This is a genomic window from Ramlibacter sp. (assembly GCF_028291745.1).
GTDB lineage: Bacteria > Pseudomonadota > Gammaproteobacteria > Burkholderiales > Burkholderiaceae_C > Ramlibacter.
Window position 1 is genome coordinate 1 of record NZ_JAQGNQ010000081.1, and the last position, 13,842, is coordinate 13,842.

At 65.8% G+C, this 13,842-nt stretch carries 15 protein-coding genes and 1 tRNA gene; all 16 read left to right on the plus strand.

All coding sequences use genetic code 11. From position 1 onward, the window contains the following. Nucleotides 1-1,580, plus strand: a 1,580-nt coding sequence (pnp, locus tag JWP60_RS14580; protein WP_299792618.1) for a polyribonucleotide nucleotidyltransferase, incomplete at its 5' end; no start/stop codon positions are given. Nucleotides 1,581-1,680: 100 nt separating this feature from the next. Then, on the plus strand, nucleotides 1,681-2,670 hold the full coding sequence (locus JWP60_RS14585) for an NAD(P)H-quinone oxidoreductase (protein ID WP_299792621.1): 990 nt from the start codon (nucleotides 1,681-1,683) through the stop codon (nucleotides 2,668-2,670). An 8-nt stretch (nucleotides 2,671-2,678) separates the two neighbouring features. Continuing rightward, nucleotides 2,679-3,428, plus strand: a complete 750-nt coding sequence (tpiA, locus tag JWP60_RS14590; protein WP_299792624.1) for a triose-phosphate isomerase — start codon at nucleotides 2,679-2,681, stop codon at nucleotides 3,426-3,428. A 34-nt stretch (nucleotides 3,429-3,462) separates the two neighbouring features. After that, entirely contained in the window at nucleotides 3,463-3,921 is a 459-nt protein-coding gene (secG, locus tag JWP60_RS14595) for a preprotein translocase subunit SecG (RefSeq protein ID WP_299792627.1), read from the plus strand. A gap of 136 nt (nucleotides 3,922-4,057) precedes the next feature. After that, nucleotides 4,058-4,142: transfer RNA gene (locus JWP60_RS14600), tRNA-Leu, on the plus strand. 59 nt (nucleotides 4,143-4,201) lie between these two features. Further along, nucleotides 4,202-4,573 carry an NADH-quinone oxidoreductase subunit A gene (locus JWP60_RS14605; RefSeq protein ID WP_299792630.1) on the plus strand — a complete coding sequence of 124 codons (372 nt, stop codon included), beginning with the start codon at nucleotides 4,202-4,204 and terminating at the stop codon, nucleotides 4,571-4,573. A 35-nt stretch (nucleotides 4,574-4,608) separates the two neighbouring features. Further along, nucleotides 4,609-5,088, plus strand: a complete 480-nt coding sequence (locus JWP60_RS14610) for an NADH-quinone oxidoreductase subunit B (RefSeq protein ID WP_299792633.1) — start codon at nucleotides 4,609-4,611, stop codon at nucleotides 5,086-5,088. Nucleotides 5,089-5,090: 2 nt separating this feature from the next. Further along, nucleotides 5,091-5,711: an NADH-quinone oxidoreductase subunit C gene (locus JWP60_RS14615; protein ID WP_299792636.1), complete on the plus strand. Its 621-nt coding sequence runs from the start codon at nucleotides 5,091-5,093 to the stop codon at nucleotides 5,709-5,711. A gap of 126 nt (nucleotides 5,712-5,837) precedes the next feature. Next, nucleotides 5,838-7,091 (plus strand): NADH-quinone oxidoreductase subunit D, encoded by a 1,254-nt coding sequence (locus JWP60_RS14620; RefSeq protein WP_299792639.1) that lies wholly within the window; start codon nucleotides 5,838-5,840, stop codon nucleotides 7,089-7,091. Beyond that, nucleotides 7,088-7,612, plus strand: a complete 525-nt coding sequence (gene nuoE / locus JWP60_RS14625) for an NADH-quinone oxidoreductase subunit NuoE (RefSeq protein WP_299792642.1) — start codon at nucleotides 7,088-7,090, stop codon at nucleotides 7,610-7,612. The genes JWP60_RS14620 and nuoE overlap by 4 nt, the downstream gene beginning before the upstream one ends. Continuing rightward, nucleotides 7,609-8,976, plus strand: coding sequence for an NADH-quinone oxidoreductase subunit NuoF (gene nuoF, locus JWP60_RS14630; protein WP_299792646.1), 1,368 nt, complete (start codon nucleotides 7,609-7,611; stop codon nucleotides 8,974-8,976). The genes nuoE and nuoF overlap by 4 nt, the downstream gene beginning before the upstream one ends. A 13-nt stretch (nucleotides 8,977-8,989) precedes the next feature. Beyond that, nucleotides 8,990-11,116: an NADH-quinone oxidoreductase subunit NuoG gene (nuoG, locus tag JWP60_RS14635; RefSeq protein WP_299792649.1), complete on the plus strand. Its 2,127-nt coding sequence runs from the start codon at nucleotides 8,990-8,992 to the stop codon at nucleotides 11,114-11,116. Continuing rightward, nucleotides 11,113-12,189: an NADH-quinone oxidoreductase subunit NuoH gene (gene nuoH, locus JWP60_RS14640; RefSeq protein ID WP_299792652.1), complete on the plus strand. Its 1,077-nt coding sequence runs from the start codon at nucleotides 11,113-11,115 to the stop codon at nucleotides 12,187-12,189. The genes nuoG and nuoH overlap by 4 nt, the downstream gene beginning before the upstream one ends. Before the next feature lie 4 nt (nucleotides 12,190-12,193). After that, entirely contained in the window at nucleotides 12,194-12,718 is a 525-nt protein-coding gene (nuoI, locus tag JWP60_RS14645) for an NADH-quinone oxidoreductase subunit NuoI (protein ID WP_299792655.1), read from the plus strand. Between the two features lie 22 nt (nucleotides 12,719-12,740). Then, entirely contained in the window at nucleotides 12,741-13,439 is a 699-nt protein-coding gene (locus JWP60_RS14650) for an NADH-quinone oxidoreductase subunit J (RefSeq protein ID WP_299792658.1), read from the plus strand. Beyond that, on the plus strand, nucleotides 13,436-13,744 hold the full coding sequence (nuoK, locus tag JWP60_RS14655) for an NADH-quinone oxidoreductase subunit NuoK (RefSeq protein ID WP_299792661.1): 309 nt from the start codon (nucleotides 13,436-13,438) through the stop codon (nucleotides 13,742-13,744). Before JWP60_RS14650 ends, nuoK begins: the two co-directional genes overlap by 4 nt. The last annotated feature ends 98 nt before the right edge of the window (nucleotides 13,745-13,842 follow it).

Consider the following 13,842-nt stretch of genomic DNA (forward strand, 5'->3'; position numbering starts at 1 on the left):
TGGCCCACTTCGCCGATGCGAAAATCCGCGACGCCTACCTGACCAAGGACAAGCAGGAACGCACGGCCAAATTGAAATCGGCCACCAGCGAAGTGCTGGCCGACCTGGCCGCCGAAGCTGCCGGCACGGGCGCCTCGGCGCCGGACAGCGCCGAAGTAAACAACATCCTGTTAGACATGGAAGCGAAGATCGTCCGTTCGCAGATTATCGACGGCGAACCACGCATCGACGGCCGCGACACGCGCACCGTGCGCCCGATCGAGATCCGCACCGGCGTGCTGCCCCGCACCCACGGTTCCGCGCTGTTCACGCGCGGCGAGACCCAGGCGCTGGTGATCGCCACGCTGGGCACCGAGCAGGACGCGCAGCGCATCGACGCGCTGGCCGGCGAGTACCACGACCGCTTCCTGTTCCACTACAACATGCCTCCCTTCGCCACCGGCGAAACCGGCCGCATGGGCTCCACCAAGCGCCGCGAAGTCGGTCACGGCCGCCTGGCCAAGCGCGCGCTGATCCCGCTGCTGCCCTCGAAGGAAGAGTTCCCCTACGTGATGCGCGTGGTCTCCGAGATCACCGAATCCAACGGCTCCTCGTCGATGGCCTCCGTGTGCGGCGGCTGCCTGGCGCTGATGGACGCCGGCGTGCCGATGAAGGCGCACGTCGCCGGCATCGCCATGGGCCTGATCAAGGAAGGCAACCGCTTCGCGGTGCTGACCGACATCCTGGGCGACGAGGACCACCTCGGCGACATGGACTTCAAGGTGGCCGGCACCGTCAACGGCGTGACCGCCCTGCAGATGGACATCAAGATCCAGGGCATCACCAAGGAGATCATGCAGGTCGCCCTGGCGCAGGCCAAGGAAGCGCGCATGCACATCCTGGGCAAGATGCAGGAAGCGCTGGGCGAAGCGAAGACGGACGTCTCCAACTTCGCGCCGCGCCTGTTCACGATGAAGATCAACCCCGAGAAGATCCGCGACGTGATCGGCAAGGGCGGCTCGGTGATCCGGGCACTGACCGAGGAGACCGGCACGCAGATCGACATCGGCGAAGACGGCACCATCACGATCGCTTCCACCGACCCCGAAAAGGCGGAGATGGCGAAGAAGCGCATCGAGCAGATCACGGCCGAAGTGGAAGTGGGCAAGGTCTACGAAGGCGCGGTCACCAAGATCCTGGACTTCGGCGCGCTGATCAACCTGCTGCCCGGCAAGGACGGCCTGCTGCACATCTCGCAGATCGCGCACGAGCGGGTCGAGAAGGTCAGCGACTACCTGTCCGAAGGCCAGGTGGTGCGCGTGAAGGTGCTGGAGACCGACGACAAGGGCCGCGTCAAGCTGTCCATGAAGGCTCTGGCCGACCGGCCCGAAGGCATGGAAGAGCGCCCGCGCGAGCCGCGTGGCGACCGCCCGCCGCGTGGCGAGTACCGCGGTGGCGGCGATCGCGGCGACCGTGGCGATCGTCCCCCGCGCGAACCGCGCGACTTCCGCGAACCGCGTGAACCGCGCGACGCGCTGCCGGTGCAGGACAACGGCGGCAACACCGGCGGCAATACCGGCAACAACGATCCGCAGCAATGACGAATGACTGCGCGCTGCGCGCGGCGATGACCGATGACGTCCTGCGTCATTCGTCATCGAAGCTGCGCAGCAGCAAGGTCATCGGCGACAGCGAGTCATCATGAAAGCCATCGAAATCACGCAATACGGCGCGCCGGAAGTCCTGCGTGCCGGCGAACGTCCGGACCCGGTCGCCGGCGCCGGCGAGGTGCTGATCCGCGTCGCGGCCAGTGGCATCAACCGGCCCGACGTGCTGCAGCGCACCGGCAACTATCCGGTGCCGCCCGGCGCCTCCGACATCCCGGGCCTGGAGGTCGCGGGCACCATCGTCGGCGGCGATGCCGCGGCGCTGGCGGCCGCGGGCTTCAAGCAGGGCGACCGCGTCTGCGCACTGGTCGCCGGCGGCGGCTACGCGCAACTGTGCGTCGCTCCGATCGGCCAGTGTCTGCCCGTTCCCAAGGGCCTGAGCGACGTCGAAGCGGCTTCGCTGCCGGAGACCTTCTTCACCGTGTGGAGCAACGTGTTCGACCGCGGCCGCCTGCAGCCCGGGGAGACCTTCCTGGTGCAGGGCGGCACCAGCGGCATCGGCGTCACCGCGATCCAGCTGGCCAAGGCCATGGGCGCGTCCAAGGTGCTGGCCACGGCCGGCTCCGACGAGAAGTGCCAGGCCTGCATCGCCCTCGGCGCGGATCACGCGATCAACTACAAGACGCAGGACTTCGTCGAAGAGGCCAAGAGGCTCACCGATGGCAAGGGCGTCGACGTGATCCTCGACATGGTCGCCGGCAGTTATGTCGACCGCGAGGTGAAGTGCGTCAACGAGGACGGCCGCATCGTGATCATCGCGGTGCAGGGCGGGACCAAGAGCGAATTCAACGCCGGCCTCGTGCTGCGTCGCCGGATCACGGTCACCGGTTCCACGCTGCGTCCGCGTCCGGTGGCCTTCAAGACGGCCATCGCGCAGAACCTGCGCAAGAACGTCTGGCCGCTGATCGAAGCCGGCAGGATCAAGCCCGCGATCCACTGCACCTTCCCGGCGGCCGAAGCTGCCAAGGCGCATGCCCTGATGGAATCGGGCCAGCACGTCGGCAAGATCGTCCTGACCTGGTGAGCCCGACGATGCGCAAGAGAAAGCTGATCGCCGGCAACTGGAAGATGAATGGCACGCTCGAGGCCAACGACGCGCTGCTGCGCGCCGTGGCGGCGGGGATCAACGAGCTGGCCTGCCAGGTGGTGGTGTGCGTGCCCGCGCCGTATCTGGCGCAGGTGCAGATGCTGCGCCAGGGATCGAAGATCGAACTGGGCGCGCAGGACGTCTCGCGGCATGCCACTGGTGCCTACACCGGCGAGGTGTCGGCGACCATGCTGCGCGAGTTCGGCGTGCGCTACGCGATCGTCGGCCATTCCGAGCGGCGCCAGTGCCATGGCGAGACCGATGCGATCGTGGCCGAGAAGGCGAGGACGGCGCTCGCCCATGGCATCACGCCCATCGTGTGCGTGGGCGAGACGCTGGCGGAGCGCGAAGCCGGCCAGACCGAGGAGGTGGTGAAGCGCCAGCTGGCTGCCGTGATCCACGTCAACGGCCATTGCATCAGCGAGATCGTCGTGGCCTACGAGCCGGTGTGGGCCATAGGAACCGGCAAGACGGCCAGCCCCGAGCAGGCGCAGCAGGTGCATGCCTTGCTGCGCCAGCAGCTTGCCGCCGCGACCGAGCATGCCGAGCGCGTGCACCTGCTGTATGGCGGCAGCATGAATGCGGCCAACGCGGCGACACTGCTGGCGCAGACCGATATCGACGGCGGCCTGGTCGGTGGCGCGTCGCTCAAGGCCCCCGACTTTCTACAAATCATCGCCGCCGCCTGCGCTTGAAGCGGGCGAGCCACGAGAACAGAGGAGTATTTGAATGAATGCATTGTTGACCATCGTGCTGGCGGTCCAGATCCTGACGGCGCTGGGCATGATCGGACTGATCCTGCTGCAGCATGGCAAGGGCGCGGACATGGGCGCGGCCTTCGGCAGCGGCGCCTCGGGCAGCCTGTTCGGTGCCTCCGGCAGCGCGAACTTCCTGTCCCGCACCACGGCCGTCCTGGCGGGCGTGTTCTTTGTCTGCACGCTGGCACTGGCCTATTTCAGCCACAGCGTGGGGCCCGCCAGTTCCGGCAGCAGCGTGCTGGAACGCGGCGCACCCCTGCCCGTCGCCCCGGCGACGCCGCCTTCGCCGGCCAACCAGATCCCTGGCGGCGGCACGCCCGTGCCCGCGCAGCAGGGCCCGGCCACCACGCCGGCCACCCCGGCATCGGTCGGGGCAGGCCTCGCGCCGGTGGCGCCTGCGTCCGGTGCCGGACAGATCCCCACCAGGTGATGCCGCGCACCGAATCAAGGCATCGCTGCGCTGCAGAGGGGCCTTTGTTTCGGAGTACACTCAGTAGTTGTCCGGATGCGCATTGTGTTTCTTGCGAAACACAGCCCTCATCAGCGCTTCGGATGCGTTCAGAATTGCCGACGTGGTGAAATTGGTAGACACGCTATCTTGAGGGGGTAGTGGCGAAAGCTGTGCGAGTTCGAGTCTCGCCGTCGGCACCAAGATAACAGCCTGCCGGGCTACGGCACCGGCAGGCAATCTCTCGCGGATCCTGCCCCAGATGAACCTCGACCAGTACCTCCCTGTCCTCCTGTTCATCCTTGTCGGGACAGGCGTCGGCATCGCTCCCCAGGCCATGGGCTGGTTCCTCGCAAAGGGGATCGGCGTGCACCGGCCGGACGCCGCCAAGAACTCGCCTTACGAATGCGGCTTCGAAGCCTTCGAGGACGCGCGCATGAAGTTCGACGTGCGCTACTACCTCGTCGCCATTCTCTTCATCCTGTTCGACCTGGAAATCGCCTTCCTCTTCCCGTGGGCCGTGGCGCTCAAGGAGATCGGCATCGTCGGCTTCTGGGCCATGATGATCTTCCTGGCCATCCTGGTGGTCGGCTTCGTCTACGAATGGAAGAAGGGCGCGCTCGACTGGGAATGATTCCCTCGCGTCCTATCCCCCAAGAAAGTTTCCCGATGGCAAACCAAGGACTCCTCGAAAAAGGCGTCGTGACCACGACCGTCGACACGGTCATCAACTGGGCCAAGACCGGCTCGCTGTGGCCGATGACTTTCGGTCTCGCCTGCTGCGCGGTGGAGATGATGCACGCCGGCGCCGCCCGCTACGACATCGATCGCTTCGGCATGCTGTTCCGCCCGAGCCCGCGCCAGTCCGACCTGATGATCGTGGCCGGCACGCTGTGCAACAAGATGGCGCCGGCGCTGCGCCGCGTGTACGACCAGATGGCCGAGCCGCGCTGGGTGCTCTCCATGGGCACCTGCGCCAACGGCGGCGGCTATTACCACTACAGCTATTCGGTGGTCCGCGGCTGCGACCGCATCGTGCCGGTCGACGTCTACGTGCCCGGCTGCCCGCCGACGGCCGAGGCCTTGCTGTACGGAATCATCCAGCTGCAGCAGAAGATCCGCCGCACGCAGACCATCGCGAGGGCCTGAGCATGCCAGCTACTCTTGCTGCGGTGTCGCCGGCACCGGAGAGCATCGTCGAGGCCGTGACTGCCGCTCTCGGCGACAAGGCGAAGCGCGTCGACCTGAAGCTGGGCGAAGTGACGATCATCGTCACGCCGCAGAATTATCTCGAGGCCTGCCGCATCCTGCGCGATGCGCCCGGCTGCCAGTTCGAGCAGCTGCTGGACCTGTGCGGTGTCGACTATTCCGAATACAAGATGGGCGACTGGGACGGCCCGCGCTACGCGGTGGTCTCGCACCTGCTGTCCGTGAGCCTGAACCAGCGGGTGCGCGTGCGCGTGTTCTGCAGCGACGACGACCTGCCGGCGGTCGATTCGCTGACGGCGCTGTGGACCGGCGCGAACTGGTTCGAGCGCGAAGCGTTCGACCTGTTCGGGATCATCTTCGAGGGGCATTCGGACCTGCGCCGCATCCTCACCGACTACGGCTTCATCGGCCATCCCTTCCGCAAGGACTTCCCGGTCTCCGGCCACGTCGAAATGATCTATGACGCCGAAAAGAAGCGCGTGATCTACCAGCCCGTGACGATCGAGCCGCGCGAGATCACGCCGCGCATCATCCGCGAGGAGAAGTACGGGGGATTGCAGTGATTGCTTCGAAAAATTTGAACGCAGAAGTCGCAGAAGCAACGCAGAAATCGCAGAAGAATTCCTTCAAGGTTTTTTTCTGCGTGTTCTGCGCTTCTTCTGCGTCTTCTGCGTTCAAAAAAGTCTGACATGGCAGAGATTAAAAACTACACGCTGAACTTCGGCCCCCAGCACCCCGCGGCGCACGGCGTGTTGCGGCTTGTGCTCGAGCTCGATGGCGAAGTGATCCAGCGCGCCGATCCGCATATCGGGCTGCTGCATCGCGCGACCGAGAAGCTCGCCGAGACGCGCACCTACATCCAGACGCTGCCCTACATGGACCGCCTGGACTACGTCTCGATGATGTCCAACGAGCACGCCTACTGCCTTGCAGTGGAAAAGCTGCTGGGCATCGCGGTGCCGATCCGCGCGCAGTACATCCGCGTCCTGTTCTCCGAGCTGACCCGCCTGCTGAACCACCTGCTGTGGCTCGGCGCGCACGGCCTGGACTGCGGCGCGATGAACATGCTGATCTACTGCTTTCGCGAGCGGGAAGACATCTTCGACATGTACGAAGCGGTCTCCGGCGCGCGCATGCACGCGGCCTACTTCCGCCCGGGCGGCGTCTATCGCGACCTGCCCGACGCGATGCCGCAGTTCCGCGCCAGCAAGATCCGCAACCAGCGCGAGATCGACCGCATGAACGGCGAGCGCTCGGGCAGCCTGCTGGACTTCATCGAGAGCTTCAGCAAGCGCTTCCCGCACTACGTCGACGAATACGAGACGCTGCTGACGGAAAACCGCATCTGGAAGCAGCGCACCGTGGGCATCGGCGTGGTCACGCCCGAGCGCGCGCTCAACATGGGCTTCACCGGGCCGATGCTGCGCGGCTCCGGCATCCTGTGGGACCTGCGCAAGACGCAGCCCTACGAGGTCTATGAGCTGATGGACTTCGACATCCCGATCGGCAAGACCGGCGACTCGTACGACCGCTACCTGGTGCGCGTGCAGGAGATGCGCGAAGCCAACCGCATCATCCAGCAATGTGTGGCCTGGCTGCGCGAGAACCCGGGCCCGGTGATCACCGACAACCACAAGGTGGCGCCGCCCGACCGCGAGAGCATGAAGACCAACATGGAGGAGCTGATCCACCACTTCAAGCTCTTCTCCGAAGGCATGCGCGTGCCCGAGGGCGAGTCGTATGCCGCGGTGGAACACCCCAAGGGCGAGTTCGGCATCTACATCGTCAGCGACGGCGCCAACAAGCCCTACCGGCTGAAGATCCGTGCCCCGGGCTTCGCCCACCTGTCCGCGATGGACGAAATGTCCCGCGGCCACATGATCGCCGACGCCGTCGCGATCATCGGCACGATGGACATCGTGTTCGGAGAGATTGACCGATGACCCCGCAAGCAAGCCATTCGCAGCAAGCTGCGTATTCGCTGTCCGAGGCGACCCGCGCGCGCTTCGACCGCGAAGTCGCCAAGTACCCGCCCGACCAGAAGCAGTCCGCCGTGATGGCGCTGCTGGCCATCGTGCAGCAGGAGCAGGGCTTCGTCAGCACCGCCAGCGAGCAGGTGATCGCCGATTACCTCGGCATGCCGACGATCGCCGTGCACGAGGTCACGACCTTCTACAACATGTACAACCAGCGCCGCGTTGGCAAGTACAAGCTGAACGTCTGCACCAACCTGCCGTGCCAGTTGCGTGACGGCCAGAAGGCGCTGCATCACCTCGAACAGCGCCTGGGCATTGCCATGGGCGAGACCACGGCCGATGGCCTGTTCACGCTGCAGCAAAGCGAATGCCTCGGCGCCTGCGCCGACTCGCCCGTGATGCTGGTGAACGACCGCACGATGTGCAGCTTCATGAGCAACGACAAATTGGACCAGCTGATCGAAGGCTTGAAGGGGGCGCAACAATGAATGCTTCCCAAGTGCTCCAGCAGTTCCAGGCCACCGGCGTCCAGACCTGCTTCCACGGCCGCCACATCAATCCGCAAATCTATGCGGGCCTCGACGGCACCAACTGGCGGCTGACCGACTACGAGCAGCGCGAAGGCTACGCGGCCCTGCGCAAGATCATCGGCGACGGCCTCACGCAGGACCAGGTGATCGCCACCATGAAGGAATCGGCCCTGCGTGGCCGCGGCGGCGCCGGCTTCCCCACGGGCCTGAAGTGGAGCTTCATGCCCCGCCAGTTCCCCGGGCAGAAGTATCTGGTGTGCAACTCCGACGAGGGTGAGCCGGGCACCTGCAAGGACCGCGACCTCCTGATGTTCAACCCGCACCAGGTGATCGAGGGGATGATCATCGCCGCCTACGCGATGGGCATCACCGTGGGCTACAACTACATCCACGGCGAAATCTTCAACGTGTACGAGCGCTTCGAGGAAGCGCTCGAGGAAGCGCGCGCCGCCGGTTACCTGGGCAACAACATCCTGGGTTCGAGCTTCAGCTTCCAGCTGCATGGGCACCACGGTTTCGGCGCCTACATCTGCGGCGAAGAGACGGCGCTGCTCGAATCGCTGGAAGGCAAGAAGGGCCAGCCGCGCTTCAAGCCGCCGTTCCCGGCCAGCTTCGGCCTGTACGGCAAGCCCACCACCATTAACAACACCGAAACCTTCGCGGCGGTGCCGTGGATCATCCGCAACGGCGGCCAGGCCTACCTCGAATGCGGCAAGCCCAACAACGGCGGCACGAAGATCTTCTCGGTCTCCGGCGACGTGGAGCTGCCCGGCAACTACGAGATCCCGCTCGGCACGCCTTTCAGCAAGCTGCTGGAACTGTGCGGCGGTGTCCGTGGCGGCAAGAAGCTCAAGGCCGTGATCCCCGGCGGATCGTCGGCGCCGGTGCTGCCGGCCGACATCATGATGAACTGCACGATGGACTACGACTCCATCGCCAAGGCAGGCTCGATGCTCGGCTCCGGCGCGGTCATCGTGATGGATGAAACGCGCGACATGGTCGAGAGCCTGCTGCGCCTGTCCTATTTCTACATGCACGAGTCCTGCGGCCAGTGCACGCCCTGCCGCGAAGGCACGGGCTGGATGTGGCGCGTGATCGATCGCATCCAGAACGGCGCCGGCAAGCCGAACGACCTCGACCTGCTGAACTCGGTGGCCGACAACATCCAGGGCCGCACGATCTGTGCGCTGGGCGACGCGGCGGCCATGCCGGTGCGCGCCATGATCAAGCACTTCCGCCACGAGTTCGAGGCGAAGATCGCGCGGCCGAATCTCCCGACTTCGGATGGCCAGATCCCCGTGCCCGCAGGCGCACGCGGCTGACCCGGAAAACACAATGATTGAGATCGATCTCGACGGACAAAAGGTGTCGGTCACCGAAGGCAGCATGATCATGCATGCCGCGGACAAGGCCGGCACCTACATTCCGCACTTCTGTTATCACAAGAAGCTCTCCATCGCCGCCAACTGCCGCATGTGCCTGGTGGACGTGGAGAAGGCCCCCAAGCCGATGCCGGCCTGCGCCACGCCCGTGACCAACGGGATGATCGTGCGCACCAAGAGCGACAAGGCGGTGAAGGCGCAGCAGTCGGTGATGGAGTTCCTGCTGATCAACCACCCGCTGGACTGCCCGATCTGCGACCAGGGCGGCGAATGCCAGCTGCAGGACCTGGCCGTGGGCTACGGGCCCGGCGCCTCGCGCTACGAGGAAGAAAAGCGCGTCGTCATGCACAAGGACGTCGGCCCGCTGATCTCCATGGAGGAGATGAGCCGCTGCATCCACTGCACCCGCTGCGTACGCTTCGGCCAGGAGATCGCCGGCGTGATGGAGCTGGGCATGATCCACCGCGGCGAGCACAGCGAGATCACCACCGTGCTGAACGACACGGTCGACTCCGAGCTCTCCGGCAACATGATCGACCTGTGCCCGGTCGGCGCGCTCACCAGCAAGCCGTTCCGCTACAGCGCGCGCCCCTGGGAGCTGTCGCGCCGCAAGTCGATCAGCCCGCACGACTCCTCCGGCGCCAACCTGATCGTGCAGGTGAAGAACAACCGCGTGATGCGCGTGCTGCCCTTCGAGAACAACGACGTCAACGAGTGCTGGCTGGCCGACCGCGACCGCTTCTCCTACGAAGCGCTCAATTCGACCGACCGCCTGATCGCCCCCATGATCAAGCAGGGCGGTACGTGGAAGACGGTCGACTGGCAGACCGCGCTGGAATACGTCGTGCGCGGGATGGGCGACATCAAGCGTGACCCGAAGGCGATCGGCGCGCTGGTCAGCCCGCACAGCACGGTGGAGGAACTGTTCCTCGCGCAAAAGCTGGTGCGCGCGCTGGGCAGCGAGAACATCGACTACCGCCTGCGCCACGCCGAATTCACGGCGGGCGAGGGCGTCCGTTGGCTGGGCACGAGCATCGCGTCGCTGTCGACGCTGCAGCGCGCCCTGGTGATCGGCTCGAATCTGCGCAAGGAGCATCCGCTGTTTGCGCTGCGCCTGCGCGGCGCGGTGCGCACGGGCGCGCGAGTGTCGGTGATCCACGACCGCGACGACGACTGGGCGATGAGCCTGGCCGGCAAGTCGGTCGTGCCCGCGGGCCAATGGGTGCAGGCGCTGGCCGACATCGCCACCGCCATCGGCAACGAGAAGGGCGCCAAGGCGCCGCTGCAAGGCAACGCCACGGATGGCGCCAAGGCCATGGCTGCCTCGCTGCTCTCCGGCGAGCGCAAGGCCATCCTCCTGGGCAACGCCGCGGCGCATCATCCCGCTGCCAGCGCGCTGCTGTCGCTGGCCAACTGGATCGGCGAGCAGACCGGCGCGACGGTGGGTTATCTCACCGAAGCCGCCAACACGGTCGGCGCGCAACTGGTCAAGGCCATGCCGGGGCAGGGCGGCCTGAACGCGGCGCAGATGCTGGCCGGTGGCCTGAAGGCGCTGTTCCTGCTGAACACCGAACCCGAATTCGATTCCGCCGTTGGCGCGGCGAAGCTGGGCGGGCAGGGCACGATGGTGGTCACGCTTTCGCCGTTCAAGGCCAACCTGGACATCAGCGACGTGCTGCTGCCCATCGCGCCGTGGACCGAGACGCCCGGCACCTTCGTCAACGCCGAAGGGCGGGTGCAGAGTTTCCATGCCGTCGTCAAGCCGCTGGGCGAGACGCGCCCCGCCTGGAAGGTGCTGCGCGTGCTGGGCAACATGCTCGGCCTGCCCGGTTTCGAATACGAAACCGCCAGCGAAGTGCTGGCCGATGCGCGCGGGCCTGGCGATGTGGCGCAGGCTCTCGTGCAAGGCAGCCTGCTGTCCAACCAGACCAGCAAGGCCGCCTGGCTGGGTGACACCGACGCGAAGCCGGTGACCGCCTCGATCTACCAGCTCGACTCCATCGTGCGGCGCTCGCCGCCGCTGCAGCTCACGGCCGATGCGCGCAGCGCGCACGACCGGCCCGCGGAGGTGTCGGCATGATCGATTCCATCTACGGCTTCGGCAACGGCCTGATCGGTGCGCCGTGGTGGTCGGGCGCCGGCTGGCCCATCGTCTGGACGCTGATCAAGATCATCTGCGTGGTGCTGCCCCTGATGGGCGCGGTGGCCTACCTGACGCTGTGGGAGCGCAAGGCGATCGGCTTCACGCAGATCCGTCCGGGCCCCAACCGCGTCGGCCCGTTCGGGCTGCTCACGCCGATCGCGGACGCGCTCAAGCTGATGACCAAGGAAATCATCATTCCGACGGTCGCCAACAAGGGCCTGTTCCTGCTCGGTCCGATCATGACCATCATGCCGGCGCTGGCCGCGTGGGCGGTGATCCCCTTCGGGCCCGAGTTCGCGTTGGCCAACGTCAATGCCGGCCTGCTGTTCCTGATGGCGATCACCTCGCTGGAGGTCTATGGCGTGATCATCGCCGGCTGGGCCTCCAACTCGAAGTACGCCTTCCTCGGCGCGCTGCGGGCCTCCGCGCAGATGGTCAGCTACGAGATCGCCATGGGCTTCTGCCTGGTGGTGGTGCTGATGGTCTCGGGCAGCCTGAACATGACCGACATCGTGCTGCAGCAGGGCCGCGGCATCTTTGCCGCGCGCGGCGTCAGCCTGCTGTCGTGGAACTGGCTGCCGCTGCTGCCGATCTTCTTCGTCTACTTCATCTCGGGCCTGGCCGAGACGAACCGCCACCCGTTCGACGTGGTGGAAGGCGAATCCGAGATCGTGGCCGGCCACATGATCGAGTATTCGGGCATGTCCTTCGCCATGTTCTTCCTGGCGGAATACGCCAACATGTGGCTCGTGTCCATCCTCGCGGTGGTCATGTTCCTCGGGGGCTGGCTGCCGCCCTTCGACTTCCTGGGCTTCATCCCGGGCTGGATCTGGCTGGGCATCAAGACCTTCTTCATGGTCACGATGTTCCTGTGGATCCGCTCCACCTTCCCGCGCTACCGCTACGACCAGATCATGCGCCTGGGCTGGAAGATCTTCATTCCGGTCACGCTCGTGTGGCTCGTGGTGGTCGGCGCGTGGATGCAGACGCCCTACAACATCTTCAAGTAAAGCCATGCTGTCTTCCAACACATTGGCGACCCGGTCCACCGCCTTCTCGCTCAAGGACTTCCTCTCCAGCTTCATGCTGCTGGAGTTGTTCAAGGGGCTGCGCATCACGGGCAAGTACTTCTTCGCCCGCAAGATCACCGTGCAGTTCCCCGACGAGAAGACGCCGCTGTCGCCGCGCTTCCGGGGCCTGCACGCGCTGCGCCGCTACGAGAACGGCGAGGAACGCTGCATCGCCTGCAAGCTGTGCGAGGCCGTGTGCCCCGCGCTGGCCATCACCATCGAGAGCGAGCAGCGCCCCGACGGCAGCCGCCGCACGACCCGCTACGACATCGATCTGACCAAATGCATCTTCTGCGGCTTCTGCGAAGAGAGCTGCCCGGTCGATTCGATCGTGGAAACGCACATCCTCGAATACCACGGCGAAAAGCGCGGCGACCTGTACTTCACCAAGGACATGCTGCTGGCGGTGGGCGACCGCTACGAGGCCGAGATCGCGGCCAATCGGGCGGCTGACGCCAAGTACCGCTGAAAGCCGGAGAAAGAACAATCCAATGGACGTCCGGACCGGTCTCTTCTACCTGTTCTCGCTGGTGCTGGTCTTCTCGGCTTTCCGAGTGATCACCGCCCGCAACCCCGTGTATGCGGCGCTGTTCCTGGTGCTCACCTTCTTCCAGGCCGCCGGCGTGTGGATGCTGCTGAAGGCGGAGTTCCTGGCCATCTCGCTGGTGCTGGTGTATGTCGGCGCCGTGATGGTGCTGTTCCTGTTCGTGGTGATGATGCTGGACATCAACGTCGACGCGCTGCGGGCCGGCTTCTGGAAGCACTTCCCCCTCGCCGCCACCGTCGGCGCGCTGATCGCGCTGGAAATGGCGGCCGTGCTTCTGGGCGGCTTCCGCAGCGGTGAGGAGCGCTTCGTGCCGCCGCCGGCCGTGGCCCACGTGGCCAGCGCGGCGCCCGCACTGCTGGCCGGCCAGGCCGTCGCGCAGTTCTCCAACACCAAGGAGCTGGGCCGCCTGCTGTACACCGAGTACCTGTTCCCGCTGGAGATCGCGGCGGTGATCCTGCTGGTGGCCATCGTGGCGGCCATCGCGCTGACCCTGCGCACGCGCAAGGACACCAAGCGCACCGACCCCTCGCAGCAGGTGCGCGTGAAGGCGCGCGACCGCCTGCAGATCATCAAGGTGCCGCCGTCGCGGCCGGCGCAGCCGCAGGTCGCAGCGGTCGCGGGCGCGGGGGAGACCAAGGCATGATCCTCACGCTCGGACACTTCCTCACGCTGGGCGCGATCCTGTTCGCGCTGTCGGTGGTGGGCATCTTCCTGAACCGCCGCAACCTGATCGTGCTGCTGATGGCGATCGAGCTGATGCTGCTGGCGGTCAACATGAACTTCGTGGCGTTCTCCTACTACCTGGGCGACATGCACGGCCAGGTGTTCGTGTTCTTCATCCTGACGGTCGCCGCCGCGGAGTCCGCGATCGGCCTGGCCATCCTGGTGCTGCTGTTCCGCAACAAAGACAACATCAACGTCGAAGAACTGAACGCGCTGAAAGGTTAAAAGAAGGCGGAGTCCTCGCCACACTTCATGTCATGCCGGGCTCGACCCGGCATCCACGCTCCGCACGACGTGGATTGCGGGTCAAGCCCGCAATGACA

Bases quoted from the DNA above. Each gene is read 5' to 3' on its own strand.
- secG (WP_299792627.1), top strand. From the start codon at position 3,463: ATGAATGCATTGTTGACCATCGTGCTGGCGGTCCAGATCCTGACGGCG.
- JWP60_RS14585 (WP_299792621.1), top strand. From the start codon at position 1,681: ATGAAAGCCATCGAAATCACGCAATACGGCGCGCCGGAAGTCCTGCGT.
- nuoF (WP_299792646.1), top strand. From the start codon at position 7,609: ATGAATGCTTCCCAAGTGCTCCAGCAGTTCCAGGCCACCGGCGTCCAG.
- JWP60_RS14650 (WP_299792658.1), top strand. From the start codon at position 12,741: ATGGACGTCCGGACCGGTCTCTTCTACCTGTTCTCGCTGGTGCTGGTC.
- nuoE (WP_299792642.1), top strand. From the start codon at position 7,088: ATGACCCCGCAAGCAAGCCATTCGCAGCAAGCTGCGTATTCGCTGTCC.
- JWP60_RS14615 (WP_299792636.1), top strand. From the start codon at position 5,091: ATGCCAGCTACTCTTGCTGCGGTGTCGCCGGCACCGGAGAGCATCGTC.
- nuoH (WP_299792652.1), top strand. From the start codon at position 11,113: ATGATCGATTCCATCTACGGCTTCGGCAACGGCCTGATCGGTGCGCCG.
- nuoG (WP_299792649.1), top strand. From the start codon at position 8,990: ATGATTGAGATCGATCTCGACGGACAAAAGGTGTCGGTCACCGAAGGC.
- tpiA (WP_299792624.1), top strand. From the start codon at position 2,679: ATGCGCAAGAGAAAGCTGATCGCCGGCAACTGGAAGATGAATGGCACG.
- JWP60_RS14610 (WP_299792633.1), top strand. From the start codon at position 4,609: ATGGCAAACCAAGGACTCCTCGAAAAAGGCGTCGTGACCACGACCGTC.
- JWP60_RS14620 (WP_299792639.1), top strand. From the start codon at position 5,838: ATGGCAGAGATTAAAAACTACACGCTGAACTTCGGCCCCCAGCACCCC.
- nuoI (WP_299792655.1), top strand. From the start codon at position 12,194: ATGCTGTCTTCCAACACATTGGCGACCCGGTCCACCGCCTTCTCGCTC.
- nuoK (WP_299792661.1), top strand. From the start codon at position 13,436: ATGATCCTCACGCTCGGACACTTCCTCACGCTGGGCGCGATCCTGTTC.
- JWP60_RS14605 (WP_299792630.1), top strand. From the start codon at position 4,202: ATGAACCTCGACCAGTACCTCCCTGTCCTCCTGTTCATCCTTGTCGGG.